17 protein-coding genes are annotated in these 22,468 nt (G+C 60.5%); 11 read left to right on the top strand and 6 right to left on the bottom strand.

Annotation, left to right across the window (positions count from 1 at the left end; translation table 11 throughout):
• Window positions 1–207: 207 nt before the first annotated feature.
• Genes ACWGKN_RS06860 through ACWGKN_RS06850 form a run of 3 tightly spaced genes read left to right on the top strand, consistent with a single transcriptional unit; the run spans window position 208 to window position 1,636 of the window.
• A complete protein-coding gene (locus ACWGKN_RS06860) occupies window positions 208–579 on the top strand; it encodes a 5-carboxymethyl-2-hydroxymuconate Delta-isomerase (protein ID WP_035227554.1) in 372 nt (123 codons plus the stop codon).
• A gap of 44 nt (window positions 580–623) precedes the next feature.
• The gene (locus ACWGKN_RS06855) at window positions 624–992 is read left to right on the top strand and encodes a translation initiation factor Sui1 (RefSeq protein ID WP_424254043.1); all 369 of its coding nucleotides are present in this window, start codon (window positions 624–626) and stop codon (window positions 990–992) included.
• Window positions 993–994: 2 nt separating this feature from the next.
• The gene (locus ACWGKN_RS06850; RefSeq protein WP_035227700.1) at window positions 995–1,636 is read left to right on the top strand and encodes a LysE family translocator; all 642 of its coding nucleotides are present in this window, start codon (window positions 995–997) and stop codon (window positions 1,634–1,636) included.
• Window positions 1,637–1,706: 70 nt separating this feature from the next.
• Here the strand turns inward: ACWGKN_RS06850 and ACWGKN_RS06845 are convergent, their stop codons facing one another.
• Window positions 1,707–4,415 carry a cation-translocating P-type ATPase gene (locus tag ACWGKN_RS06845; protein WP_035227558.1) on the bottom strand — a complete coding sequence of 903 codons (2,709 nt, stop codon included), beginning with the start codon at window positions 4,413–4,415 and terminating at the stop codon, window positions 1,707–1,709.
• Between the two features lie 331 nt (window positions 4,416–4,746).
• On the opposite strand from ACWGKN_RS06845, the gene ACWGKN_RS06840 reads away from it, so the two are divergent.
• Both ACWGKN_RS06840 and ACWGKN_RS06835 read left to right on the top strand, forming a co-directional pair.
• Complete coding sequence (locus tag ACWGKN_RS06840) at window positions 4,747–5,646, top strand: DMT family transporter (RefSeq protein ID WP_052159744.1); 900 nt, start codon at window positions 4,747–4,749, stop codon at window positions 5,644–5,646.
• Entirely contained in the window at window positions 5,643–6,554 is a 912-nt protein-coding gene (locus ACWGKN_RS06835) for a DMT family transporter (protein ID WP_035227561.1), read from the top strand. The genes ACWGKN_RS06840 and ACWGKN_RS06835 overlap by 4 nt, the downstream gene beginning before the upstream one ends.
• A gap of 66 nt (window positions 6,555–6,620) precedes the next feature.
• Here the strand turns inward: ACWGKN_RS06835 and ACWGKN_RS06830 are convergent, their stop codons facing one another.
• Both ACWGKN_RS06830 and lepA read right to left on the bottom strand, forming a co-directional pair.
• Entirely contained in the window at window positions 6,621–6,785 is a 165-nt protein-coding gene (locus ACWGKN_RS06830; RefSeq protein ID WP_424253776.1) for a helix-hairpin-helix domain-containing protein, read from the bottom strand.
• Between the two features lie 120 nt (window positions 6,786–6,905).
• Entirely contained in the window at window positions 6,906–8,702 is a 1,797-nt protein-coding gene (gene lepA, locus ACWGKN_RS06825) for a translation elongation factor 4 (protein ID WP_035227563.1), read from the bottom strand.
• Window positions 8,703–8,967: 265 nt separating this feature from the next.
• On the opposite strand from lepA, the gene ACWGKN_RS06820 reads away from it, so the two are divergent.
• From ACWGKN_RS06820 to greA, 4 genes are all read left to right on the top strand, one after another.
• The gene (locus ACWGKN_RS06820) at window positions 8,968–9,963 is read left to right on the top strand and encodes a sigma-70 family RNA polymerase sigma factor (protein WP_035227565.1); all 996 of its coding nucleotides are present in this window, start codon (window positions 8,968–8,970) and stop codon (window positions 9,961–9,963) included.
• 64 nt (window positions 9,964–10,027) lie between these two features.
• Entirely contained in the window at window positions 10,028–11,212 is a 1,185-nt protein-coding gene (locus ACWGKN_RS06815; RefSeq protein ID WP_452094920.1) for a DegT/DnrJ/EryC1/StrS family aminotransferase, read from the top strand.
• A 69-nt stretch (window positions 11,213–11,281) separates the two neighbouring features.
• Window positions 11,282–15,301 carry a tetratricopeptide repeat protein gene (locus tag ACWGKN_RS06810; RefSeq protein WP_424253781.1) on the top strand — a complete coding sequence of 1,340 codons (4,020 nt, stop codon included), beginning with the start codon at window positions 11,282–11,284 and terminating at the stop codon, window positions 15,299–15,301.
• A gap of 71 nt (window positions 15,302–15,372) precedes the next feature.
• On the top strand, window positions 15,373–15,858 hold the full coding sequence (gene greA / locus ACWGKN_RS06805; RefSeq protein WP_035227703.1) for a transcription elongation factor GreA: 486 nt from the start codon (window positions 15,373–15,375) through the stop codon (window positions 15,856–15,858).
• A gap of 112 nt (window positions 15,859–15,970) precedes the next feature.
• On the opposite strand, the gene ACWGKN_RS06800 is transcribed toward greA, so the two are convergent.
• A complete protein-coding gene (locus ACWGKN_RS06800; RefSeq protein WP_052159745.1) occupies window positions 15,971–16,603 on the bottom strand; it encodes a TetR/AcrR family transcriptional regulator C-terminal domain-containing protein in 633 nt (210 codons plus the stop codon).
• A 188-nt stretch (window positions 16,604–16,791) separates the two neighbouring features.
• On the opposite strand from ACWGKN_RS06800, the gene purD reads away from it, so the two are divergent.
• Both purD and ACWGKN_RS06790 read left to right on the top strand, forming a co-directional pair.
• A complete protein-coding gene (gene purD / locus ACWGKN_RS06795; RefSeq protein ID WP_035227570.1) occupies window positions 16,792–18,567 on the top strand; it encodes a phosphoribosylamine--glycine ligase in 1,776 nt (591 codons plus the stop codon).
• Window positions 18,536–19,171, top strand: a complete 636-nt coding sequence (locus tag ACWGKN_RS06790) for an L-threonylcarbamoyladenylate synthase (RefSeq protein WP_424253787.1) — start codon at window positions 18,536–18,538, stop codon at window positions 19,169–19,171. Before purD ends, ACWGKN_RS06790 begins: the two co-directional genes overlap by 32 nt.
• A gap of 7 nt (window positions 19,172–19,178) precedes the next feature.
• On the opposite strand, the gene ettA is transcribed toward ACWGKN_RS06790, so the two are convergent.
• Entirely contained in the window at window positions 19,179–20,864 is a 1,686-nt protein-coding gene (gene ettA / locus ACWGKN_RS06785; RefSeq protein ID WP_452094919.1) for an energy-dependent translational throttle protein EttA, read from the bottom strand.
• 239 nt (window positions 20,865–21,103) lie between these two features.
• Entirely contained in the window at window positions 21,104–22,414 is a 1,311-nt protein-coding gene (locus ACWGKN_RS06780) for a M18 family aminopeptidase (protein WP_452094918.1), read from the bottom strand.
• Between the last annotated feature and the right edge of the window lie 54 nt (window positions 22,415–22,468).

Here is a 22,468-nt window from a genome sequence, read left to right as displayed (position 1 = left end):
ATCGAAAAAAATATATGCATCGCGCAGTGTATCACAAGGGACGAATTCCGACTTTAACGTGCATGGAAAAATAATGAAACCGCGATTTCACCGCAATGACAATTCAAAAAACGTACGTAAGGGATTGTCGGGACATCCGCATTGTGTCATCATGCGGTCAGAGGCAAGGGAGTTCAAGATCAATTCACTCTTCGTCGGAGCTAGTCCATGCCGCAATGTCACTTTGAATATACCGACAATATTGGCGACGCACCGAATTGGCAGGACCTGTACCGGGAGATCCACGCAGTCCTGATCGCCACCGGCGAGTGGCACAGCGCCGAGATCAAGAGCAAGGCGGTGAAGCTGACGAATTACTGTGTCGGCAACGGCAGTCCCGATCAGGCCTTCGTCCTGCTCACCATCCAGATCCTCGCCGGCCGAAGCGACAGCCTGAAGAAGAGCATTTCCGAGAGCTGCCTGAAGATCCTGGTGAGTCATTTTCCGCGAATGCTGGATGAGCTTCAGGCCACCATCACTGTACAGATCGTCGATATCAACGGCCCGAGCTTCAGTCGACGGATCAACTACGAAATTTAACGAAGATCGCATCTCCAGGGCTGGCAACAGGACCGGCATTACCCATGGTTTTACGAAAATCGCAACCGCACGCACCGGTCTACTCGACCGAACGGGGGAGGATGTGCCCTGCCTGTGCCAGGCCGGTGAAGGAATGCGTCTGCAGCCGGCAACAGCCTCGTCCGGGGCCTGGGGACGGGGTCGTTCGGGTCAGCCGGGAGACCAAAGGGCGCAAGGGCGCGGGGGTGACGATCATCACCGGCATCCCTCTCGATCAGGCCGGCCTGCTTGATCTTGCCAGGGAATTGAAGAGACGCTGCGGCTCCGGCGGCACCGTCAAGGAGGGCCGGCTGGAGATCCAGGGCGACCAGCGCGAGCTGATGGTGGCGGAGCTGACCAAACGCGGCTGGAAGGTCAAACGGAGCGGAGGATGAGCATGGCGGTACTGGGCACGGAAAATCTCGGGATGTTTATCGCCGCCGGGCTGCTCCTCAATATCACCCCCGGCGCCGATATGCTGTTCATCGCCAGCCGCAGCGCCGCCCAGGGGCCACGGGCCGGGATCGTCGCGGCGCTGGGGATCGGGGCCGGCTGCCTCGTCCATATCCTCGGTGCCGCCCTCGGCCTGTCGGTGGTGCTGGCAACCTCGGCCCTGGCCTTCACCGTGGTCAAATATGCCGGGGCGGTCTATCTGATCTCCCTCGGGATCGCATCGTTTCTCTCCATAGGCGCCGGGACCCGGGTGGCAGCCGGAGATGCGGCACCGCTCGCCCCTGCCAGGATCTTCCGGCAGGCGATGCTGATCAACGCCCTCAACCCCAAGGTCGCGCTCTTTTTCATGGCCCTGCTGCCGCAGTTCGTGTCACCGGCGGCGAGCCATCCGTCCCTCGCCTTCCTGTTCCTCGGTGCGGTGTTCAACTTCAACGGCACGGTTGTCAATGTCGCCTTTGCCCTCCTCTCGTCGCAGATAGCCGTGCGCTTCAGGCAGTCCGCCGTCCTGGCCAGGCTGTGCAAAGCCGCCGCCGCGCTTCTCTTTGTCGGTCTCGGCATCCGCCTGGCGATGACCGCCCAGAAATAATCCTGGTCTTCCCACCGGTCCGTCACCGGGCCGGAGAAGGACAAAGGTTTCGAGGGTGGCCCGGCGAATATCAGGCGGTAACGCCGAGTCTGCCCCGCCTGATCAGCCATTTCACCAGCTCGAGGAGAGGCGCGACCGTCAGCGCCGCCCCGGTGATGACGACCCAGTCGGCCGCCGTCAGGTTGACCGTGCCGAACGGCAGCTGCAGGAAGGGGAGATAGACCACGACCAGGAGCAGGATCATCTCCCACAGGACGGCGAGGTTGAGCCAGTGATTGGCGAAGGGCCGCTTCAGGGCGGACAGCCGGTACGACCGGAAATTGTAGGCCTTGATGAACTGGATCAGCACCAGGGTGACGAAGGTCACGGTCATCGACTCGGTCAGTGACCGCGCTGAATTGAGCATCCAGATGAAGACGGCGAGATTGACGATCATCGACCAGATGCCGCCGGCCAGCATCAGTGTTATGACCGGGAACGACAGAACCCCCGTTCGCGGATTGCGCGGCTGCAGCCGCATCAGGTCGGGCTCGTAGGGGTCGACGGCCAGGGCCAGGGCGATGAGGCCGTCGGTCGCCAGGTTGACGTAGAGAATCTGGACGGAGGTCAGGGGCATCGGCAGGCCGATGAGGGCGACCGCCGCCATCAGGCCGATCTCGCCGATATTGCACGACAGGACGAAGGCCAGGTATTTCTTGATGTTTTCGAAGATGCCGCGCCCCTCTTCGACGGCGGCGACGATCGAGGAGAAGTTGTCGTCGAGCAGCGTCATCGCCGCCGCATCCTTGGCGACGTCGGTGCCGCTGATGCCCATGGCGACCCCGATATCCGCCTTCTTCAGGGCCGGCGCGTCGTTGACGCCGTCGCCGGTCATGGCGACAACGTGACCGTCTCGCTGGAGGGCGGAGACGATCCGCAGCTTGTGCTCGGGTTCGACCCGGGCGAAGATCGAGGTGCGGGCGATCGCCGCCGTCAGGTCGTCGTCGTCCATCCGCGCCAGCTCCGCCCCGGTCAGCGGCGAATCGGCGTCCGCCAGCCCCAGTTCCCGGCCCACCGCCCGGGCGGTGAGGGGATGATCGCCGGTGATCATGATCACCCGGATCCCGGCCGCCGTGCAGGTCGCTATCGCCGCCCGGGCCTCGGGCCGCGGCGGGTCGATCATGCCGACCAGCCCGAGAAACGTCATGTCGTGGTCGACGATCTCCAGCTCAGCCTGGGGACGCATCGCAATCGCCAGCACCCGCAGGGCGGAGTCCGCCATTTCCCTTGCCTTGTCGATGATCCCGGCCCGGGCGACGTCATCGAGCGACTTCTCCCCTTGGCTCGTCAGTTGCCGGGTGCAGGCCGACAGCATCACCTCCGGCGCCCCCTTGGAGTAGGCGACCAGGCCGTCCGCGGTGCGATGGAGGCTGGTCATCCGTTTGGCCTCGGAAGAAAAGGGGATCTCGGCCAGGCGCGGCCACCGCGTCTCGAGTTCCTCCTTGACCAGACCGGCCTTGGCCGCCGCCACCACCAGCGCCCCCTCGGTCGGATCGCCCTTGATCCCCCAGACGCCGTTGGTCCTTTCGATCGTGGCATCGGAGACCAGGGCTCCGGCCCGGAGCAACTGCAGTACCAGGGCGGAGCCTGAATTTTCGGCCGGATGGCGGAGATCGAGCGTTTCGCCACCGACCATGAATTCGCCGGACGGCTGATAGCCGCTGCCTGAGATTTCGATCCACCGCCCGTCGACGAAGAGGACCCGGGCGGTCATCTGGTCCCGGGTCAGTGTCCCGGTCTTGTCGGAACAGATCACCGAGGTGCTGCCCAATGTCTCGACGGCGGCGAGGCGGCGCATCAGCGAGTTCTTCTTCACCAGGCGCTGGACCCCGATTGCCAGAGAGATGGTGACCACCGCCGGCAGGGCCTCGGGAACGACAGCGACGGCCAGGGCGATGCCGAAGACCAGCATTTCGACGAAGGGTTGACCGCGCACCAGGCCGATGCCGACGATGCCGGCGACGATGACCAGGGCGACGTTGGCCAGCACCTTGCCCAGCCGGTCGAGGTTGAGCTGGAGCGGGGTGCGGCTGGAATCGACGGTCTGGAGCATCCGGGCGATCCGGCCGAATTCGGTGCGCATCCCGGTGGCGACGACCACCGCCCGCCCGCGGCCGCGGCTGATGCTGGTCCCGGCGTAGACCATGTTGTGCCGCTCGGCCAGGGGCGGATCGGGGTCGGCAAGGGGAGCACAGTGTTTTTCGACCGGGACCGATTCGCCGGTCAAGGCCGCTTCCTGGGCCTCGATCTGGATGGCCTCGATCAGTCGGGCATCGCCGGCAATCCGGTTGCCGGCATGGAGGACGAGAAGATCTCCCGGCACCAGATCACGGGCGGCGATGTCGATCTCTTCATTATCACGGAGAACGGTGGCCTGCGGCGCAGCCATGTGGCGCAGGGCCTCGATCGCCCGTTCGGCGCGATAATCCTGAAAAAAGCCGAAGAGCACGGCGAAGAGGGTGATGACGATGATCGCCGTCGCCTCGATGGCATGGCCGAGGAAGGCGGAAACGACCGTGGCGGTCAAGAGGATGAGGATGAGGATATTCTTGAATTGTTCGGCAAAAATGGCGAGGGCGGAGACGGTATGGGCGGTCTCCAGTTGATTGGGGCCGTACTCGGCCAGCCGCCGGGCGGCCTCCCGGCTGTCGAGGCCGGAAAGGGAGGTGTCGAGGGCGGCCAGCACGGCGTCGTTCGGCAGGCCATGGAAGGCAGGAGTTTCGGGCGGATGAACGGACATGCTTATCGGTATCCTTTCGGGTTGCAGGCGAGGCTGGTCACTGGCCTATCATAGCACACTCGGCGCCGCTCCGGCAAAAACTTCACGGCAACGATCCGGGCTGCGCCGGGATGGTATTCCAACTGGCAAAGTTGGTTCAGAGAGGGTATTCTCCCTCACTTTCAGGAAGTGCGCTGCGCCGGCGGTCGTGTACGCCACCCCCGTGGGGCGGTTGCCCTTATGACAGTCTATCGAGTTGAAAAGGATCAAGAAACCTACCTTGATTCAGCCCTTATCGAATTGAGGGGAAAACTGACGCCGATGTCCGTCGGCAAATTCGCCACGCAACGTCATGTCTGAATCAGTCGGCAGTCCGCAAAGACTCAGGAACACGGGAATCTGGCTCATCCTCGCCGCAGCGGTGCTCTGGGGGACGACGGGAACGGCGCAGGCCCTGGCCCCGGCGGGTAGCTCGCCGCAGGCCATCGGCGCCCTCCGCCTCGCCATCGGCGGTTCCGCCCTCGCCCTTTCCGCCTGGCTCCGCGGCGGGTTGCGGAACCTCTCCTGGCCGCCGTTGCTGACCATTGCCGCCGGGGCCTTCGTCGCCCTCTATCAGGTCACCTTCTTTTCGGCGGTGCTGAAGACCGGGGTGGCGGTGGGGACGATCGTCGGCATCGGCTCGGCCCCGATGTTCGCCGGCATTCTCGAGTATCTCGTCAGAAAACGCCGACCGGCGCGGCGCTGGTATTTCTCGACCGGTGTCGCCGTGTTCGGCTGCCTGCTGCTGCTGCTGCAGTCCGGGGACATCCGGATAGACATCGTCGGGGTTGTCCTGGCCCTCGCCGCCGGATTCTCTTACGCCGCCTATGCCCTGGCGATCAAGCTGCTGCTGCCGGGCCGATCGCCCGAGGATGTCACGGCGGTGATCTTCTGCCTCGGCGCCATTTTCCTGTCGCCGCTGCTGTTTACCGCCGATCTCGCCTGGCTGGGGCTGGTCAACGGCTGGCTGCTGATGCTCCATCTCGGGCTCGTCGCCACCGCCCTGTCCTACTGGTTCTTCGCCAGCGGCCTGAAGACCGTCGCCGCTTCGACGGCGGTGACGCTGTCGCTGGCCGAACCCCTGACGGCGGCGATCCTCGGCATCGTGGTCGTCGGCGAGAGGATCAATGCGGTATCGACGCTCGGCCTGGTGCTGATCCTCTCGGCCCTGTTGCTGCTGATTGTTCCCGGACGTGCGGAGGGACCACGGTGACGGAGCCGAAGAATCAGCGCCTGGCCCATGTCTTCGCCCTCCTGACCGTCGGCCTCTGGTCGACGGTCGCCAGCGCCTTCAAGCTGTCGCTCCGCTACCTGCAGCCGGCGGAGCTGCTGTTTTATGCCTCCATCGTGTCCTGCGGCGTCCTGCTGGCGGTGATCCTGTGGCAGGGCAAGGGGGGGGAGCTGCGGCGGCTGCAACGGCAGGACTGGCTGGCCTCGATCGGGTTCGGGGCCCTCAATCCCTTCCTCTATTATCTTGTCCTGTTCAGGGCCTATGAGCTGCTGCCGGCCCAGCAGGCCCAGCCCATCAATCATACCTGGGCGATCACCCTGACCCTGCTGTCGATTCCGTTGCTCAGGCAGAAGATCGATCGCCGGCAGTTCCTGGCGATCGGCATCAGCTATATCGGGGTCCTGATCATCTCGACCCACGGCGAGGTCCTGTCGCTGCATTTCGACAGCCCGGCCGGGGTTGGGCTGGCCCTGTTTTCCACCGTCATCTGGTCCCTGTACTGGGTGTTTTCGACCCGGGACCGCCGGGAACCGGTCATCGGGCTGTTCCTCAATTTCTGCTGTTCGCTGCCGCTGACCGGCGGCTATCTCGTGCTGGTGCACGGACTGAGGCCGGTCGAGCCGGCCGGTCTGCTCGGTGCCGCCTATATCGGGGTATTCGAGATGGGCATCGCCTATGTCTTCTGGCTCAAGGCGATGAAACTGTCGACCGATACCGCCCGGATCGCCAACCTCATCTTCATCTGCCCGTTCCTGTCCCTGATCTTCATTCATTTTCTGGTCGGCGAACAGATCCTGCCGGCGACCTTCATCGGCCTGCTCTTCATCGTCGCCGGTCTGGTTCTGCAGGGCAGGAGCGGCGGTCGGGACAGGGATGGGGAGCAACCTTGAGGCAGGGAAAGCGGGAGGGGCGGTGAAGCACAGGGGAGAGGAGAGCCACCGACAGAACGGGGAATTTCAGCGGGATTGGTCCGTCGATCTTTGCTGCAGCAGCGTCGCCTTGCGCTCGGCGGTGTAATGCCACCAGGGCCGGGCCGGTGCGCCTTCGATGAACCGGACGGTGGCGATGAACACATCGAGGACGCAGGGGTCCTGGCGCTTGCCGGTGATGCGGCCGCTCAATCCCGAGGAGGTCGAGATCCCGGGCCATCGCCGGCCCGATGTTGGGGATATCGGTCAGCCTGACAATTTTGGGTTCGTTCCCGGTGGGCTTGGTTTTCATCGATGGAAGCCGGTGGTCGGTTACTTCTGTTCGGATCGCAGCACGGCGAGGAAGGCGGTCTGGGGGATATCGACGTTGCCGACCGTTTTCATCCGTTTTTTCCCCTCCTTCTGCTTTTCCAGCAGCTTTCGCTTGCGGCTGATATCGCCGCCGTAACATTTGGCCGTGACGTCCTTGCGCAGCGCCGAGACATTGGTGCGGGCGATGACCGTGCCGCCGATCGCCGCCTGGATCGCGATCTTGAACATCTGGCGGGGGATTTCCTCTTTCAGCATCTCGCAGGCGTGCAGTCCCCGGGCCCGGGCGTTGTTGCGATGCACCAGTTGCGACAGGGCGTCGACGATCTCGCCGTTGACGAGGATGTCGAGTTTGACCAGGTCGCTGAGACGGTAGTCGAGCATCTCGTAGTCGAAGGAGCCGTAGCCCTGGGTGATCGATTTGAGCCGGTCGTAGAAATCGTAGATCACCTCGGCCAGCGGCAGTTCGCAGGTGAACTCGATCCGGCCCGGCATCGGATAATGATAGCTGGTGTTTTCGCCCCGTCGCTCCATGCACAGGGTCATCACCGCCCCCATGTAGCGTTCGGGGATGAGGATGGTCGCCCGGATGAAGGGCTCCTCGACCCGCTGGATCTTGGCCGGGTCGGGAAAATGGGCCGGATTGTCGACTTCTTTTTTGGTACCGTCGGAGAGATAAAAGATATATTTGACGGACGGCACCGTGAGGATCAACGAGACATCGAACTCCCGTTCCAGTCGTTCCTGCACCACCTCGAGGTGGAGCAGTCCGAGAAAGCCGCAGCGGAAACCGAAGCCGAGGGCCGTCGACGAGTCCTTCTGGAAGCTGAGGGCGGCATCGTTGAGCTGCAGTTTTTCCAGGGCGGCGGCCAGGTCCTCGTAATCGTCGGTGGTGATCGGGTAGAGGGACGAGAAGACGACCTGCTGCACCTCCTTGAAGCCGGGCAGGGGTTCGGCGCACGGCCGGTCGCGATGGGTGATGGTGTCGCCGGGCCTCGTGTCCCGGACGGTCTTGACGCCGGCCAGGATGTAGCCGACCTGCCCGGCCGACAGCTGTTTCTGGGCCTCCCGGCGGAACCTGAAGAGGCCGACCTCTTCGACCTTGTATTCGGCCCCGGTGGCCATGAACTTGATGACGTCGCCGCTCCGCACCGTCCCGTTGATGATGCGGACGGAGATGATGGTGCCGCGGAAGGCGTCGTAGGTGGCATCGAAGATCAGGGCCTGGAGCTCCTGGCCCGGGTCGCCCTTGGGCGGGGGGAGGTGCTTGACGATGGTCTCGAGGATCTCGTCGACCCCCTGGCCGCTCTTGGCCGAGCAGTAGCGGATGAGTGACCCGTCGAGTCCCAGATCCTCTTCGATCTGCTGGGCCACCTTCTCCGGTTCGGCGGAGGGGAGATCGATCTTGTTGATCACCGGGATGATCTCGAGGTCGTTTTCCATCGCCAGATAGAGGTTGGCCAGGGTCTGGGCCTCAACCCCCTGGGCGGCGTCGATCAGCAGCAGGGCGCCTTCGCAGGACGTCAGGGCCCGTGATACCTCGTAACTGAAGTCGACGTGACCCGGGGTGTCGACCAGGTTGAGCGAGTAGAGTTGACCATCCTTGGCCAGGTAGGGCAGGCTTATCGCCTGGCTCTTGATGGTGATGCCCCGTTCCCGCTCGATATCCATATTGTCGAGGAGCTGGTCCTTGAATTCGCGATCGGTGATCAGATTGCATTTCTGGATCATCCGGTCGGCAAGGGTCGATTTGCCATGATCAATATGGGCTATGATGCTGAAATTGCGTATATGTTTCATTTCCAGGACTGGTTGTTGAGATTCGGGCGAGAGGAAACGGTTCGAGTGGGCAAGATGCGGGAGAGCCCTGATATGTAGCATAAAGCAAAGATAAATCAAATACAATTTTCCACCCGGAGAAGACTGTGATATTATAGATTAGTCGTGCAATGACGGGCAAATGCCCCTGTGGCCGAACTACTTTGCGATTGCACTTTCATTGAAGTGCTGTAGAATCTCTAATCTTTCGAAAGGAAACGACGGTTCAGCCGGGAGACTGAGGTGAATGAATAAAGACGATATCGATCTGGATGCCGATCTCGGGGACGAGTATTTCGAAGAGGAAATACAGGAACAGCCCCTGGTCGCCGTACCGGAAGATGAAAATCTGCCGGTTCTCAGCAACCCAGCCCTGCACAGATATCTCCAGGAGATCAGCCAGTATGAACTCCTGTCGAGAGAGGAAACCGATGAACTGGCATCCCGCTTCCGGGAAACAGGCAACCAGGAGGCCGCTTACCGCCTGGTATCATCGAATCTTCGCCTGGTGGTCAAGGTGGCGATGGACTTTCAGAAATACTGGATGCAGAATTTCATGGACCTGATCCAGGAGGGGAATGTCGGTCTCGTCCAGGCCACCAAGAAATTCGATCCGTATCGGGGGGTCAAGTTCTCCTATTACGCCGCCTACTGGATCCGCGCCTATGTCCTCAAATTCATCATGGACAACTGGCGGCTGGTGAAGATCGGCACCACCCAGGCCCAGCGGAAGCTTTTCTTCAGTCTCAATAAAGAACGCAAGCTTTTAGAATCACAAGGATTTACAGCGGAAACCAAACTGCTTGCGGATCGACTCAACGTCAAGGAACGGGAAGTGATCGAGATGAGCCAGCGCATGGACAACTGGGATGTCTCGCTGGAAAGTCCCGTTCGTTCCGATTCCGAGGATGAGCAGAAAAGCTTCATCCCGAGCAACGGTCCGGGGATCGAGTCGATGGTCGCCGGCAAGGAGATGCGGCTGCGGCTGCACGAGCTGCTCGAACAGTTGAAGGACAAGCTCAACGACAAGGAAAAGATGATTCTGGAGAAGAGGCTCCTGACCGATGAACCGATGACGCTGCAGAATATCGCCGACATGTTCGTCATCTCCCGGGAGCGGGTCCGCCAGATCGAGGTCAATCTGCTCAAGAAGATGCGCAAGTATCTCGAGGAAGAGATGCCGGATATCGTCGACTTCTTCGACGGCGAGAAAATCGCCGTCAATTCCAACTCCAGGGACTGAGCGGCCGCCGAGGCCGCTGCCGTCCCGTCTTAATTCATCACGTATCTACAATCTACAGGAAATCATGAAAGTACCTTTGCTTGATCTGCAGGCGCAACTGGCATATCTCAAGGACGGGCTGCAGGCCGCAGTCCTCAAGGTCCTCGATTCAACCCGCTATATCCAGGGACCGGAGGTCGAGGCGCTGGAACACGAGGTGGCAGAATACTCGGGTGTCGCCTATGGGGTCGGGGTGTCCTCCGGCACCGATGCCCTGCTGGTCTCCCTGATGGCACTTGGCATCGGCCACGGCGACCTGGTGCTGACGACCCCCTACTCGTTCTTTGCGACGATGGGGGTGGTGCTGCGGCTGGGCGCCCGACCGGTGTTCGCCGATATCGATCCGGTCAGCTACAACATCGATCCACGGCGGATGGAGGAGATCCTCGACGCCGACAAGGAACGGCGGATCAAGGCGATCATCCCCGTTCATCTCTATGGCCAGTGCGCCGACATGAAGGGTATTCTGGCCCTGGCCGAGCGCTACGGCCTGCCGGTGATCGAGGATGCCGCCCAGGCGATCGGGGCCGAATATCCGCTGGCGACGGGGCAGGGGACCCGGATCCTGCGGGCCGGGGCGATGGGATTGAGCGGCTGTTTCTCCTTTTTTCCCAGCAAGAATCTCGGCGGGATAGGCGATGGCGGCATGGTTGTCAGCCGGGATAAGGAATTCGCCGAGAAGGTCAATCTGCTGCGGAATCATGGGGCCTACCCCAAATATTATCACTCCATGGTGGGGGGCAATTTCCGCCTCGATCCGATCCAGGCAGCGGCCCTGCGGGTTAAATTGCCCTACCTCGACGGCTGGCATAAACAACGGAGCGAAAACGCAGGCGTATACGACCGGCTGTTCCAGGCGACGGGGCTGGTCGAGCGGGGATCGGTCGTCACCCCGACCGCGGTCTACAGGTCCGGCGACGGCGACAGCGGCGCCGACAACTACCACATCTACAACCAGTATGTCATTCGCGCGGAGCACCGCGACGGCCTGCGGGACTGGCTGCTTGCCAACGACATCGGCTGCGAGATCTATTACCCAGTCGCCCTGCACCGGCAGAAGTGCCTTGGCGCTGGGTATGAGGGCATCTCCCTGCCCGTCGCCGAAAAGGCTGCCGACGAAACCCTCGCCCTGCCCATATACCCGGAACTGACGGTGGAGATGCAGGAATACGTCGTCTCAACCATTGCGCAATTCTATATGAACAGGTAGCATGAACGCAACGCCGCCGCCTTCTCCCGTGCGGCGGCATTGTCTCCCACCTCAGCCGGTTGAAGCTCGATGACGTTCCTGAATAGATGGTACCGGCAGGCGGCACCCGCTCTTTTCTGGAGCGCGGTGCTCTGCGTTACGGTTACTTTCCCGACAGAATTTATCTCCGCCGCGACTGCTCAACCGCGCGACAATATCATCATCCTCGATACCCCTTCGCTCCCCGCATGGAAGATCCTGTGGGATGACGCGCGGGAATTCGTCCACCGCCGGGATTACATCCTCGCCGCCAAAACCTACGCCGAACTCCTCAAGCTAAAGCCCCTGGTCGAGGAGATCCGATGGGAATACTGCAACGTTCTGGTCGAGTTGAATGACTGGATTTCGGCCTCGGAACTCATCGAAAATCTGCTGGAGACCGATGACAGCCGTGATGATTACCTCCTCCTGGCCGGGAAAATCTCCGTCGAGAACAAGGAGTACAAGAGAGCGGTCGAGTACTATAGCCGGGTATATGACGCCGACCCAACCGGTCCCCTCTCGATCACCGCTCTCAAGGGACTGATCGACGGGCTCGAGGGGTTTGGGAAAAAGGATGCAGCCTTCCCATTGATGGAGCGGCTGTACCAGAGAACACCAAATGACAAGGAATTGCTGCAGAAACTAGCCGGAACCGCCCAGGACCTGGGGGATCTGGCGAAGGCCAAGGAGTATTATGCGGCCCTGGTCGGTCAGTTCAGTACCGATGAATCGACGCTGATGCGGGCATCATCGGCGTTTGAAAAGTCGGGGGCCGAAAAGGATGCCCTGGCGATATGGGAAAAATATCTCGAGAAGCACCCCGGATATATCCCTTTTCATAAGAAAATCGCAGATTATTACATGCTGATCGGGAAGTCCAGGTCAGCCCTGCCCCATATCCTGTACATGATCGAAAAAGGTGTGGAAGACGACGACCTCCTGCTGGTTGCGGGCAGGATCCTGCTCCACGACGAGGGCAGGCCCGACAAGGCGCTCCAGTACCTGGAACAATATGTGGAAAAACATCCCGAGGATATCGCCACAGGATTTGAGATCCAGAAGATCAGAACGCTGCTCGCCGAAGATTTCATCTCCATAGTCGAGAATGATGGCGTTCGGATGCTGTGGGATGATCTCGTCAAGATAACCCCCAATCGTGAGGCGATTTACCTGAAGATAGCGGAGAAACTCGAACAGAAGGGCAGATGGAAAGATCTCCTGAAGATTCTTCTGGTGATCCACCAGAATCATCCTGACGATCAGGACAATATGTTCAAGATCGCCCGGATCTATTTCAGGTTGGGAGATTACCAGGAGTCACTGGATTTTCAGCAGAAAATGACAGGAAAAGTGACCACCGGCAACCAGTACCTCATTCTCAGGGCCAGAACGGAAGAAAGGCTTGGTAAGGATCTCGAAGCATTGCGGCACTATTCGGCAATACTCGAAAAGACCCCCCGGGATACGGCTGTACGATCCAGGGCGATCCTGCTGGCGGGTCGGATCGGCCTGGTCGACGACCTTGAAAAACTGTACCGGCAGGGTGGCGGTGAGGGTGAACTCGGCAAGGATCTTGAGCTGTCGCTGCACTACCTCGATGGATTGAAGGAAAATCTTCTCTTTGATGAGGCCTGGGACCTCTATGGCCGGTTACTGCGGGCGCATGGAGAGAAGGCCGAGCTGGAAAGGAAAATCCTGCGGCACAAGGCCGAGGCATTGCTGGCCTCCCGTCAGGACTTCCTGGCGGAACAGGTCTTGCGGGAATTGCTGGTCAGAAACGAGGCCTCGGATAAGATCATCCTGCAGCTTGGCTACCTGGCCTTGAAGGTCAAAGATACGAAATCGGCCAGGGCGTGGTTCGTCGTCCTCGAGAAGCGGCTGAAAAATAATGACTGGCGGGCCTGCAAGGACCGGAATGGACGTAACCTGTATCGTTTGCATATCGCTATTTTGATGGCGGAGGGCCGGTTTGAACGGGTTGTCGCCGATCTACAAGAAATGCGGCATAGATTGCCAGGAAAGCCTGACAATCAGGAAGTCGCCAGTTTTCAACTGGAGATGGAGATTGAGGAATGCCGGGCGCTGTATCACCAGAAAGAATACGACAAATGCCTCAAAATTCTCGGGCAGCTGCGGGAGCATCAGGAAGAATCCATCGAAATGGCGGTCCTGTGGTTCCAGATCAACAAACGCAAAGGCAAATCAGCAAAGGCCTTCAAGGAAATCGACCAGATGCTGAAAGGGGCCGGTCAGTTGTCTCCGGTGCGACTTTTCAATGCAGTGGTCGTCGAAAAAGAATACGGCGAGTTCGAGGCGGGATTGCATCATCTCGATCTCATCCTGCAGCTCGTTCCCGATTCGGTGAGGGCCCAGGCCCTCAAGGCCGAATTGCTGCTGATGAACGGTAATTCCGCCGAATCCCTGCAGTGTTATCGGGCTCTGATCGGAAAGGTCGGGGAACAGGAGATTATCAGAAATCGGATCCTCGAACTCGAACTCAGGCTCGGCAACCTCGATAAGGTGGTCGAGGAGTCCGCCGTGGAAGTGGCACAGCAGCACAGGGGGGAGGATGGTACGTCCGGGTTGAAGCCGATCCCCGATTATTGGCGGAGGCTGCTGCTCGCGAGGGCCCTGTGGACGGATCGGCAATGGGATGCGGCGATCGAGGTCTATGAGCATCTTCTCGATGATCCGGTAGAGCATGATTTCCGGTCGGCAATGGCTGCCGAAAAAATCAAAATATTCCACCCCCCGTTGAAGAAGGGGATCTGGCAGATGCTGTCCCTCGATGCGCCGCAGACAAGCGATCCGCTGGCCCATTACATGGCCCCGGAGTATGTCGGCCATCACCTCGGCCAACCGGTTGATAGTATAACCTCCCGGATGTATGAAAAATATCGTTGGCAGCGGCTGATTCAGAACGAATACCTGGCGCGAAAGGCCGAACGGAAACAGGATCTCCTGGCCGCGGAACGACAGTACAAGCAGCTCGTCGCGCAGGATGTATCGGTAGAGGGGCTGTACGATCTGGCCCAGATCTACGGACGCCTTGGCGAGTACGGCAAGGAGGCGGAACTGTACCAGACCATCCGACGTTATGGTCCGGATTATCCGGAACTCAAGGAGGCGATCAAGCGCAACGAGGTGCTGCGGAAACCGCGGCTGTCCGCGGATACCGAGATCGTGGAAAAAGAAGGGCGGAACGGCTATATCGACACCCTGCGAACCAGCCAGGGGGGAACACTGTGGATGATGCCGGATTTCAACAAGGAGATTTCTCTGGAATACCGGCGAAACAGCTATACCGACAGCAAGGATGTCGACACGATCCGCGGCCACAGGGGGGAAGGGTCGTATTCCCGGGATCTCCCGGCCGATTTCGATCTGCAGCTGCGGGCCGGTGCAGAAAGTCTCGATGACTTCGAAACGACCGCCATCGCCGGAGCCCGGTTGAACAGCCGGTTGGACGAATATGTCAAGGGCTACGTCCTCTTCGATCAGAACGCGGTCTACGATACGCTTGCCGCCCTGCGACAGGGGATATATCTCCAGGATTACGAAGCCGGACTGATCGTCGAGACACCGAAGGGTATCGCCCTGGGTGCCGACTACCGCCGCCGCCGTTACAGTGACGACAACTCGCAGAACCAGTTTCATCTGTGGTCGGGCTATGCGATCTACGCCGAGGCGACTACTTTCAAGCTTCAATACGATTACCGGCTCATTGACAACAGTGAGGCCAGCACTATCTTTTTTCCTGCAGCGACGGACGAAGAGGCTGTGGATACCCCGCTGTACTGGAGCCCCGACGAGTATTGGGAGCATCTCGGCACCATCAGCTTCCAGCACCTGCTCAAGGCCTACAGTCTCACCCGGGGCACCCCAAGCTACTATTCACTCGACTATTCGATGGGCTTCGAATCGGGACAAAACTTCACCCATAAGATCGGATTCGAGATTTTGCTTGAAATGAGCCCCCATTTCCTATTAAAAGGGAATCTGTCGTTTGCGACCTCAGATGAGTACGAACAGCAGGGTGCTCTGCTTTCACTGATGTATCGCTGGTAATTTCAAACACCATTTCCTGTCAGGATTCTGATTCGAGATATCCTGACAGGAATTTTTTTATGGAGGACAAGATGGTCGTACGTATTCCCATGTCGAAGACCGGGAACCAGAAGTTGAGAGAAGAGCTTGCGCGCCTGGAGCGGGTAGAGAGGGTCGAAGTGGTGAAGGCGATCGAGACGGCCCGGGAGCATGGTGACCTCAAGGAGAATGCCGAATACCACGCCGCCAAAGAGCGACAGGGGCATATCGAGGGGCGTATTCTCGAGCTCAAGGATAAACTGGCGCGCGCCGAGGTTATCGATTGCCTGAAAGTCTCGACAAAGTCAGCGGTATTTGGCACCGTGGTCAAACTGCTCGATCTGGATAATGACGATCAGGTGTCCTATCAACTGCTTGGTCCGGAAGAAGCCGATGTCAAAAAAGGTTCGATCTCCGTTCTTTCTCCTCTCGGTCGGAGCATGCTCGGCAAGGCGGTCGGTGAGGAGGTGCTGGCCAAGACCCCGGGAGGGACGCGAGAGTTCGAGATCATCGATATTCAACCTTCAACATTTTCCTGATGCTCAGTCGGTGACTGTTCGTCATCAGGTGCCGCATTTGAGCTCAACACGATAGCCACTCTTGACCCGGCCCGGCTGACATGGGCCGCCGACCGCAGCAAGCCCCCGTGTTTTATGCCGGCATGTGCGCAGGATAGCCGTCAGGGTCGGCCAACCCGCCGTTTGGCGCCGAAATGCCGGAGAGAATGATCTTCAGTAGCTGACCGGCAATCTCTTCCACTGAATATCGGCCTTCGGCAGAGGTGTTCCAGATGCGTGACACTTCATCGAGGGCCCCGAAAAAGAAACGTTTGGCAATATCCGGTTCGATATCGGCACGGAATAACCCCTGACTCTGGCCGAGGCGGACAATATCGGCCATCATGTCGGTGTATTCGATGAACTTGGTGTTGCGGTATTCCTTTATCAGCTTGTTGGTCTGGCGAAGTTCTATCTGAATCACCTCGGCCAGGTTCCTGTTTTTTTTCATCGTCTGGAGGTGTCTGGTGACATACATCTCCAGCATCTTCTTCGGATCCGTTTCCGTCGCCAGTATCTTTCGTATCTGGTCGATGATTTTCCCGATCTCTTCCTCGAAGACCGAGATCAGGATGTCGTATTTATTGTTGAAGTAAAGATAGATGGTGCCATCAGCGACCTTGGCTTCCTTGGCTATATCGGATATTCTTGCGGTGAAAAATCCTTTTTTGGCGAAAACCTTGGTCGCCGCCGCAATTATCTTGGAGCGTTTGTTCAAATCTTTCATCTTATTGGTCGGAAAGCTGAATCATTTAAGTGGGAAAGAACGCAGTTTACGATGAATGGCCATTCATTCACTGATAGTGTATGTTCTTTTTTGACATTGTCAACAGGATAACGTGATCAAAAATCGTATCCTTTTCCCCTGAAGAAAAAGAGACTTACTTCAAATCGTTTATTTATCGGAGAAGAATAATGAAAATACTCGTTGTCGGTTCGGGAGGCCGGGAGCATGCGATGGTCTGGAAGATCGGCCAGAGTGCTAAAGTCGAAAGGATCTATTGCGCACCGGGAAACGCAGGCATGCAGGGAATCGCCGAATGCGTCGATATCTCGGCGACCGATATCGATGGTCTATTGGCCTTCGCCTTGGCAGAGAAGATTGATCTGACAGTCGTCGGACCGGAATCCTCTCTGGTCGAGGGGCTTGTCGACGCCTTCGAAGCCAGCAGGCTGCGGATCTTCGGTCCCTCGAAAAGAGCCGCCATTCTCGAGGGAAGCAAGGTATTCACCAAGGAATTCCTGACGAAATACGCCATTCCGACGGCACCGTTCAAGGCCTTCAGAAAAATCAAGGAGGCCAGAAAATACCTTGAAACCTGCAGTCCGCCGATCGTCGTCAAGGCCGATGGTCTGGCGGCGGGCAAGGGGGTCATCGTCGCCGCAACGATCGAGGAGGCCCGGGATGCGGTCGACCTCATCATGAAGGGCAATGCCTTTGGCGCTGCCGGCGATACCATCATCATCGAGGACTGTCTGGTCGGGGAAGAGGCCTCGTTTCTCGCCTTCACCGATGGCAAAACGATCAGGGCGCTTCCGACCTCTCAGGATCACAAGGCGATCTTCGATGGCGACAAGGGGCCGAACACCGGGGGTATGGGGGCCTATTCTCCCGCCCCGGTCGTCACCCCCGCCATGACCGAGTATGTCATCGACAGGATACTGAAGCCGACGGTCGAGGGAATGGCGGCGGAAGGCCGGCCGTACAAGGGAATTCTCTATGCCGGACTGATGATCGACGGCGGGAAGATCAATGTCCTCGAATTCAACTGCCGTTTCGGCGACCCCGAGGCCCAGCCGCTGCTGATGCGGATCGAGTCCGACATCGTCGACATCTTCGAGGCCTGTATCGACGGCACCCTCGAGCAGGTCGAGATCCGGGTCGACCCGCGCCCGACCGTCTGCGTGGTGATGGCGTCGGCCGGTTATCCCGGCGCCTACGCCACCGGCAAGGCGATCAAGGGTCTGAAGAAGGCGGCGCAGCTGGAGGGGGTCGAGGTCTTCCATGCCGGAACCAGACGGGTCGGCGGCAAGGTCGTCACGAGCGGCGGCCGGGTCCTGGGAGTGACCGCGATCGGCGCCAACCTGGCCGAGGCGATCGACAGGGCCTACCTCGGGGTGGAAAGAATTCACTTTCCCGGCTGCTATTTTCGCCGGGACATCGGCGGCAAGGCCCTCAAGCGGCTGGCCGGGGCGGGCAACAAAGCGGTCGTCGGCATCGTCATGGGCAGCGACTCCGATCTGCCGGTCATGAAGGCCGCCGCCGACTTTCTCGACAGGATGGGAGTAGCCTACGAGATGACCGTCGCTTCCGCCCACCGGACACCGGAGCGGGCGGCCCAGTGGGCGAAAACCGCCCGGGAGCGAGGACTGCGGATCATCATCGCCGGCGCCGGAATGGCGGCACACCTGGCCGGTGTAATCGCCGCCCATACCGATCTCCCGGTCATCGGCGTGCCGCTCGACGCGTCGCCGTTGCAGGGGATGGATGCGCTGCTGGCGACCGTTCAGATGCCCCCGGGCATCCCGGTCGCGACCATGGCCATCGGCAAGGCCGGCTCAAAAAATGCCGGGGTCCTGGCGGTGCGGATCCTGGCCCTGAATGATCCCGGCCTGGTCGCCAGACTGGTCGAGTTTCGGCAGGAAATGGTGCAAGAGATTGAAGAAAAGGCCAGCCGCTTTATCGGCTGAGGGTAACGGCGGGATCGATGCGGCGGCTATCGACAGGGCCGTCACCGTGCTCGCTGGGGGAGGCGTCGTTGCCTTTCCCACCGAGACCTGCTACGGGCTGGCCGTCGATCCCTTCAACGACCGGGCACTGGAGCGGTTGTTTCAGATCAAGCACCGGCCGGTCGACAAACCGGTGCTGCTGCTGATCCATGACCTGGCGCTGCTCGAGTCGCTCGTCACCGCCGTCCCCGAGGTCTATGCGCCGCTCATCGCCCGACACTGGCCGGGTCCCCTCACCCTCATCTTCCCGGCCCGTGCCGATCTCCCGTTTCTGTTGACCGGCGGGACCGGGACCATCGGGGTCAGGATCTCGCCACATCCGGTCGCCCGGGCGTTGGGCAAGGCCTTCGGCCGGGCGATCACCGCGACCAGCGCCAACCTGTCCGACCAGCAGCCGGCCTGCAGCGCCGCCGAGGTCCGGGCCGCGTTCGGCGCCACGGTCGACCTGATCGTCGATGGCGGCAGGACCCCGACCGACTGCTGCTCAACCATCATCGGCGAGCGCGGCGGGGTGTTGCACCTGGTCCGTTCCGGTGCCGCCGCCATCGATCCGGCCGCCGGCTGAGGCCCCCTCAGGCCCGGGTCATCTGGCGGTAGCGGATGCGGTGCGGCTGGTCGGCATCGGTCCCCAGTCTGGCCTTGCGGTCTTTTTCGTAATCGGAATAGTTCCCCTCGAACCACACCACCCGGGAATCGCCCTCGAAGGCGAGGATATGGGTGGCGATCCGGTCGAGGAACCAGCGATCGTGGCTGATGACGACGGCACAGCCGCCGAAGTTTTCCAGCGCCTCTTCCAGTGCCCGCAGGGTGTTGACATCGAGATCGTTGGTCGGCTCGTCCAGCAGCAGGACATTGCCCCCTTCCTTGAGCATCTTGGCCAGGTGGACCCGGTTGCGCTGCCCGCCGGAGAGCAGACCGACCTTTTTCTGCTGCTCCTGGCCGGAAAAATTGAACTTGCCGACATAGGCCCGGCTGTTCACCTCCCTGGTCCCGAGCCAGATCGTCTCCTGGTTGTCGGAAATGGCTTGCCAGATCGTCTGCTCCGGATCGAGGGCGTCGCGGGTCTGGTCGACATAGCACAGCTTGACCGTCTCGCCGACGCGGATCGTGCCGCTGTCCGGTTGCTCCTGGCCGGTGATCATCCTGAACAGCGTCGTCTTGCCGGCGCCGTTGGGGCCGATAACGCCGATGATGCCGCCGGGGGGCAGAGAGAAGCTCATGTCGTCGACCAGGATCCGATCGCCGTAGCACTTGCGCACCTGGTCGGCCTCGATGACCACCTTGCCGAGACGGGGGCCGGGGGGGATGAAGATCTCGAGGTCGCGGGCCAGTTTCTCGGCCTCCTGCGACATCAGCTGCTCATAGGAGCTGATGCGGGCCTTCGATTTGCTGCGCCGCCCCTTGGGCGACATCCTGATCCATTCCAGCTCGCGCTGCAGGGTCTTGCGCCTGTCGCTCTCCTTTTTCTCCTCCATGGCCAGACGCTTTTCCTTCTGCTCCAGCCAGGAGGAATAGTTACCCTTCCACGGGATGCCGACGCCGCGGTCGAGCTCCAGGATCCAGCCGGCGACGTTGTCGAGGAAATAGCGGTCGTGGGTAACGGCGATGACCGTTCCGGCATAGCCCTGCAGGTGGTGCTCGAGCCAGGCGACCGATTCGGCGTCAAGGTGGTTGGTCGGCTCGTCGAGCAGCAGGATATCCGGCTGTTTCAGGAGGATCCGGCAGAGGGCGACCCGGCGCTGCTCCCCCCCGGAGAGGATGCCGCATTTGCTTTCCGACGGCGGGCAGCGCAGCGCATCCATCGCCATTTCCAGGCGGCTGTCGAGGTCCCAGGCCGACAGGTGGTCGAGTTGTTCCTGCACCGCCGCCTGGCGATCGATCAGGTCCTGCATCTCATCATCCGTCATCGGTTCGGCGAATCGCTCGTTGATCCGGTTGAATTCGGCGATCAGGTCGACCGTCCCCTGGACCCCCTCCTCGACGATCTGGCGCACCGTCCTGTCGGGGTCGAGCCGCGGTTCCTGGTCAAGATAGTCGATCGTCAGGCCGGGGGAGAGGATGGTCTCGCCGTTGAATTCCTTGTCGATGCCGGCCAGGATCCGCAGCAGCGTACTCTTGCCCGAGCCGTTGAGGCCGAGCACCCCGATCTTGGCGCCGTAGAAGTACGACAGGGAAATATTCTTCAATACCGGCTTGGTGTCGTAGTATTTGCTTACCTTGATCATCGAATAGATGATCTTCTTGTCATCGGTACTCATAGATTCCTTGTGATTGATGAAGTCTTGGCCGGGAGGTCGTGCGTGACCTTCTTCCCGCGGAAAATGCCGCTTCGGCGTAACGCCGGGATGATACCTGAATTGAGGCGATAAACCAAACACAACAGTGGCCGCCCCGAATATTTCAACCTGCAGAGGTTACCCTCCTGCTTCCCGGGCCGCCGGGGCAGGGTGATCGATCCGGCCGGACCCTGGTCTTCGCCGGACCGATGCCGGCCGCCTCAGTTATTTGGCGCCACCCCTGTGGGTGAGGTCAGGAACCGGTGGATAGTCCGATAGAGCAGGTGCGGGTCCTTGCTCCCGGCCAGTTCGCGAATGCTGTGCATCGCCAGGGTAGCGGCACCGATGTCAACCGTCGGCACGCCGATCCTGGCAGCAGTCAACGGTCCGATCGTCGAACCGCAGGGCAGGTCGCTGCGCATGACGAACTCCTGCAGCGGGACATCGGCCTCGCGGGTAAAGCGTTTGAAGATCGAAGCACTGACGCAGTTTGTGGCATAGCGCTGGTTGGCGTTGATCTTGATGACCGGCCCGCCGTTGAGCAGTACCTCATGCTGGGGGTCGGAGCTGTCCTTGAAATTGGGGTGGACGGCATGGGCGTTGTCGATCGACAGCAGGAAGGATCGAGCGAGGGCTATCCGGCGGGACTGCGGCTCCGGCAGGAGTCGGTCCAGGGTGGCATCGAGAAACGCCCCCCGGGCCCCGGATGACGACACCGAGCCGTTTTCCTCATGATTGGCGCAGAACAGCAGGCAGTTGTGGGACAGATCGGCAGCGGTGAGGGCCATGGTCGCCACGTGGCAGCTGAGGAGGTTGTCAAGCCGGCCGGCGGAGATGAATTCGCCGTTCACCCCGGTGAAGGCCGGCCCCTGGGTATCGTAGCAGAACAGGTCGAAGCCCGATATATCGGCGATCTGCAGGGCGGGGTACTGGCGGCCGAGTTGTTCGAGCAGGATGTCGCGGAAGGCGGGGAGCTGATCGGTCAGGGTCTGGGCGATGATCGGCGCCAGGTGGGTCTGGGGATTGACGCTCCTGCTGTCGTTGGCGGAACGATCGAAATGCAGCGCCAGGCTGGGAATGACCAGCAGCGGGCGGGCAAAGTCGACCAGCAGGGTCTGCAGCCCGCCGTCGGCCATGGTGCAACAGACCCGGCCGGCCAGCGACAGGTCGCGGTCGAACCAGGGATTGAGGAGCGGGCCGCCATACACCTCCACCCCCAGCTGCAGGTATTTCCCGCTCTGCCTGTCGGCTCGCGGCTTGAGCTGCAGGCCGGGGCTGTCGCTGTGGGTCGCCAGCATCCTGAACCCGTCTTCCGGGGTATTGCCTTCCCCCAGCCTGAAGGCGATCAGGCCGGCATCGTCGCGCACCAGAAAATAGGAATTGCCGGCGGCCAGGGACCAGCGCTGATCCTCCCGCAACCGGATGAAACCGGCCTGCTGCAGCAGGTCGGCCAGCGAGGCGACCGCATGGTACGACGAGGTTGCGGCGCGCAGGAATTGAAACAGGGAGGCGTTAAGCTGAGTTTCGTTCATCGGATCGCGTGTGTTGGTTGAGGACGGCAAGCGGCATAAACCTGGGAATACCTG

This window comes from Desulfoprunum sp. (genome assembly GCF_053613775.1).
This window is presented reverse-complemented; position numbering and strand designations above follow the sequence as displayed.

Bases quoted from the DNA above. Each gene is read 5' to 3' on its own strand.
- ACWGKN_RS06815 (WP_452094920.1), top strand. From the start codon at position 10,028: ATGAAAGTACCTTTGCTTGATCTGCAGGCGCAACTGGCATATCTCAAG.
- ACWGKN_RS06860 (WP_035227554.1), top strand. From the start codon at position 208: ATGCCGCAATGTCACTTTGAATATACCGACAATATTGGCGACGCACCG.
- greA (WP_035227703.1), top strand. From the start codon at position 15,373: ATGGTCGTACGTATTCCCATGTCGAAGACCGGGAACCAGAAGTTGAGA.
- ACWGKN_RS06810 (WP_424253781.1), top strand. From the start codon at position 11,282: ATGACGTTCCTGAATAGATGGTACCGGCAGGCGGCACCCGCTCTTTTC.
- ACWGKN_RS06780 (WP_452094918.1), bottom strand. From the start codon at position 22,414: ATGAACGAAACTCAGCTTAACGCCTCCCTGTTTCAATTCCTGCGCGCC.
- ACWGKN_RS06855 (WP_424254043.1), top strand. From the start codon at position 624: ATGGTTTTACGAAAATCGCAACCGCACGCACCGGTCTACTCGACCGAA.
- lepA (WP_035227563.1), bottom strand. From the start codon at position 8,702: ATGAAACATATACGCAATTTCAGCATCATAGCCCATATTGATCATGGC.
- ACWGKN_RS06845 (WP_035227558.1), bottom strand. From the start codon at position 4,415: ATGTCCGTTCATCCGCCCGAAACTCCTGCCTTCCATGGCCTGCCGAAC.
- ACWGKN_RS06850 (WP_035227700.1), top strand. From the start codon at position 995: ATGGCGGTACTGGGCACGGAAAATCTCGGGATGTTTATCGCCGCCGGG.
- ACWGKN_RS06820 (WP_035227565.1), top strand. From the start codon at position 8,968: ATGAATAAAGACGATATCGATCTGGATGCCGATCTCGGGGACGAGTAT.
- purD (WP_035227570.1), top strand. From the start codon at position 16,792: ATGAAAATACTCGTTGTCGGTTCGGGAGGCCGGGAGCATGCGATGGTC.
- ACWGKN_RS06800 (WP_052159745.1), bottom strand. From the start codon at position 16,603: ATGAAAGATTTGAACAAACGCTCCAAGATAATTGCGGCGGCGACCAAG.
- ACWGKN_RS06840 (WP_052159744.1), top strand. From the start codon at position 4,747: ATGTCTGAATCAGTCGGCAGTCCGCAAAGACTCAGGAACACGGGAATC.
- ettA (WP_452094919.1), bottom strand. From the start codon at position 20,864: ATGAGTACCGATGACAAGAAGATCATCTATTCGATGATCAAGGTAAGC.